The 3,110-nt window shown below is 50.2% G+C and carries 3 protein-coding genes; 2 read left to right on the forward strand and 1 reads right to left on the reverse strand.

The window, feature by feature from the left end:
* Positions 1-616 precede the first annotated feature (616 nt).
* Positions 617-814 carry a hypothetical protein gene (locus K4039_RS26505; RefSeq protein ID WP_265239488.1) on the forward strand — a complete coding sequence of 66 codons (198 nt, stop codon included), beginning with the start codon at positions 617-619 and terminating at the stop codon, positions 812-814.
* A gap of 7 nt (positions 815-821) precedes the next feature.
* A complete protein-coding gene (locus K4039_RS26510; protein WP_265239489.1) occupies positions 822-1,559 on the forward strand; it encodes a class I SAM-dependent methyltransferase in 738 nt (245 codons plus the stop codon).
* A 209-nt stretch (positions 1,560-1,768) separates the two neighbouring features.
* Here K4039_RS26510 and K4039_RS26515 read toward each other — a convergent pair.
* Positions 1,769-3,110, reverse strand: a 1,342-nt coding sequence (locus K4039_RS26515; protein WP_265239490.1) for an energy transducer TonB, incomplete at its 5' end; no start/stop codon positions are given.

Genomic DNA, 3,110 nt, shown 5'->3' on the forward strand with positions numbered 1-3,110 from the left:
TGCACCGCGCTAGCAGTCGAACGTTACGCTGATCGATTTAATATGCGGTACAATCGCAAGCCTCACCCGCATTCATCCCGCCACCAACCGAGGCGGTATGGTGGGGGAATCCTGCTGTTCTAGTTGAATAATCGCGCGCCTCTGAAATCCCCGAAAGCGAGGCCATCTCCCAACAGCAACCAATTTCAATCGCATGAGCATTTGGGGGATCGATTTTCAGCATAAGTCGCTGCTTGCTTGCTCCGTGAAAGCTATTTCCTGGCTGATACTTTTAACCGTACCCGACAGCTAGGATGCTCTGAATTACAAGAAAGAATTAGTTTAAAGCCGGAACCCTGATCGGGAGAAATTAAAATCAGACGATTCATTACTCCAATCCTCGGACTTCCAGGTAGAGGTCGCCCTCAAGCAGTCAACTGTCAACTGTCAACTGTCAACTGAATGAACTTCCTTCTGCTATATTTATAAGTTTGCCACCAGTAGGAATGTTGAAGTCTCTAGCTGAAGGTAGAATTGCTACGGGAATCCGTGCACCCGGAGCTGAAAAATGATAGATTAAGAGTAAGATTTTGCCGAGCTAACTCAAAATCCAATCAATCGCTTAGGGGGTTATTTGATGGAACCGTTAATTGGATTGGTGTTGCTAGTCGCTTACGGAGGCGGTATCTGGAAATTTTGGAATGGTTTCGATCGCACAAACTTCGACAGAAGTTTCGCAAATCGCCTGAAACTGTCCCTGCTGTGGCCCGCGTTAATTTTTAATAAGCCTTACCGCCAAAACTTTACAAAAGCACTCAAAGGCTCTAAAAGGTAATTCACGAATGTCTAAAAAGTCCGATCGCGCAGTTGCAGGTCAAGAGCAGACTTGGTTTGCCAAAGAAAAATCAGATAACTGGCAAGTTTTATTATCGCAGGTTGCTTCCCGGTTCGATCGCGAATACCGAGGAGAAGCATTCGCCTTACCCGAAGAAGTCGAAGCCATGCCAATTTTCCTAGAATCAGTCGCCGGGACACTCCAAGCAAAAACAGTATCTCCCTTCTGGAAAATTGCCAAACCCCAAAAAAATCAGCGCTGTTTAGACATTGGCTGCGGAGTCAGCTTTCTGATTTACCCTTGGCGCGAGTGGGAAGCATATTTTTACGGTCAAGAAATCAGCAGCGCAGCGCGAGACGCATTAAACGCTCGCGGCCCTCAGCTCAATTCTAAGCTGTTCAAAGGAGTAGAACTGGCCCCCGCTCACAAGTTAAATTACGAAGAGGATCAGTTCGATTTATGCCTCGCTACAGGCTTCAGTTGTTACTATCCCATAGACTATTGGAGTATTGTCATGGGAGAAGTAAAGCGGGTATTAAAACCGGGCGGTCATTTTGTGTTTGATGTTCTCAACCCCAAGGCACCTCTAGCAGAAGACTGGGCAATTCTGGAAACATATCGAGCCGGAGAAGTATTTTTAGAGACAATAGAAGATTGGGAAAAAGTAATTAAAGCGGCTGGCGCTAAAGTAGTAAAAAAGCAAAGCGGCGACTTATTCCAAATGTACAAAATTCAATACAATTGAGAGGTCATTGGTCATTGGTGATTGGTCATTGGTGATTGGTCATTGGTGATATCAAATCCAGTTAAAAATGTAGGTGCGTCAGCGGCTAGAAATTGGTTTCAGAAGCAACAAATATAGCAACTGACGCACCCTACGAATACTTTTACTCAAAGCAAAACTCGTAGAAACCAGGTTTCTCGCCCCATGAGTAAGACTTGACCAATTAACAATTAATTTTCGGTAGCTGGAGAAGGCGCAGGAGACGGGGACACTTCCGGGGCTGGAGAAGGCGGCGGGGACACTTCCGGGGCTGGAGAAGGCGCAGGAGAAGGCGGCGGCGACACTTCCGGGGCTGGAGAAGGCGGCGGGGACACTTCCGGGGCTGGAGAAGGCGCAGGAGAAGGCGGCGGCGACACTTCCGGGGCTGGAGAAGGCGCAGGAGAAGGCGATTGTTCGGCTGCTGGTTGCGGTTGAGGTAAGGGCGACGGTTTGGTTGCGGGTTTTGGTGGGGGCGTTGGCGACGGTTGGGCCCCTGGTTTCGGTTTGTTTGAGGCAGCCGGTGGCTTCTCAAACTGCGGTTTCACTTCCGCAGGGGCTGGGGATGGGGAGGGCGGCTGGCCTGTCGGGCTGGGTGCTGTTGGGGCTGGCGCTACTGGCTGTTGATTGCTTGGTCTGGGCCTAGTGGGGCCGGTGGATGGGGTGACAGGAATGCCGCTGCAAACTTTTTCGTCGTATTTAAACTCGACAGTCACCTGGTAAATCTTGTGGGTGCTGGTTGTTGGAAATGTTAGAGCAGGGTTAATAATCGCAATTTTAGCCGCATTATCGAGAATACCGTAACCCGTCGAGTATATCGTTTGAGGCTCGGCCTTGAGCAAGCCTTGAGGGCTGACAACTGCTCCAAAAACTGCTTTTCCTTCGAGTTTTTGCGAGCAAGCTGCTACGGGATAAGCGACATTCACAGGAGTCGGCCCCGTCGTATCCAAGTCAGGATAAGCCTTTTTGAATCTGTCAGCCAAAGCAACATAGGCATCTCCAGCATCGAGCTGTGCCTCTCTGTCGGTGGGTAAGTTTGAACCCGATTGTCCGCGCTGTTGTAGCTGTTGCTGTCCCTGGTCAAATTGCTCTCTTCTCTTTCTTTCTTCGGGAGTTTCTGCAATCAGATTCCTTTTATTCGGATCTTTTTGAGTCAATTTCACTCCATCCTGGCCGGAATTCCTGCTGCCAATTGGGAATTCCGGGGTAAAGACTGGAGCTCCGTCTGGGAATAGCGGGAGTCCGCCTCTACTTGCTATAACCCTTTTGAGTGTCTCTGCCTCATCTTCGGAGGTGCTGCCGGGAAGCTGGGGGATTCCTGTCACTCCTGGTGGCGGTGGCGGGATATTGCGATCGAAATTACCGGGTAATGGCGGGAAAATCAAGCCGCTGGGAGGCACTTGCGGGATGACAGTGGGTGTTCTGAGAGAGGGGGGTTTGAGAGTTGGAACTGAAGCTGGCGGCTGCGGGGCTGTTAAGGGTGGGAGAGGGGGATCTAAAGGGGCAAAGAATCCTGGAGGGGGCATTCCCGGAGGT

Origin of the sequence: Lyngbya sp. CCAP 1446/10 (genome assembly GCF_026130175.1) — a bacterium.
GTDB lineage: Bacteria > Cyanobacteriota > Cyanobacteriia > Cyanobacteriales > Microcoleaceae > Microcoleus.